Origin of the sequence: Alteromonas sp. 5E99-2, assembly GCF_017368475.1 — a bacterium.
Taxonomy (GTDB): Bacteria; Pseudomonadota; Gammaproteobacteria; order Enterobacterales; family Alteromonadaceae; genus Alteromonas_F.
The window spans coordinates 1-497 of record NZ_JAFNJE010000078.1 but is presented as its reverse complement, the minus strand read 5'-3'; the positions used below and the strand labels follow the sequence as shown (position 1 = coordinate 497).

Annotated in this window: 1 protein-coding gene; it reads right to left on the bottom strand. The window is 54.9% G+C overall.

The window, feature by feature from the left end:
- Nucleotides 1–447, bottom strand: a 447-nt coding sequence (locus tag J3L16_RS15970) for a DMT family transporter (protein ID WP_207614055.1), incomplete at its 3' end; no start/stop codon positions are given.
- Nucleotides 448–497: the final 50 nt, after the last annotated feature.

Sequence of the window (497 nt, the reverse complement as noted above, 5' to 3'; positions counted from 1 at the left end):
AAAGACGGTTATGCCGGGTTGCAAGATGATCAACACGCCAATGAAACCCACGCCAATTGCGACCCAACGACGCCAGCCCACGGCCTCACCCAAGATGGGACCAGAGAGAGCGGCGACCAACAACGGGAAACTCGCGAAAATTGCGTGACTTTCGACAAGTCCAAGCAGCACAAAGCCTTGGACCATGACGCAGATTTCTGCGGCAAGCAAAAGACCTCTGAACAATTGAATGGCAGGCTGTTTTGAGGCGGCAGCGGCCCGGATTGACCCGGCTTGGCGACGCGCGATTGCGATGACGAAGGCCGCGAAGAACCAGTAGCGGATCATCACGATCATCAGCACGTTGTATTCGCCTGCAAGGTGGCGCGAAATGCCATCTTGTATCGCGAACACGAAGGTTGTGCAGATCATAAAAAGAATGCCGAGGCGCGTGTTGTTGCTTTGCATTATTCTTCTTTCACAGCGCGGGTCATGTGACGTTTGCGGCCAAAGCCGGG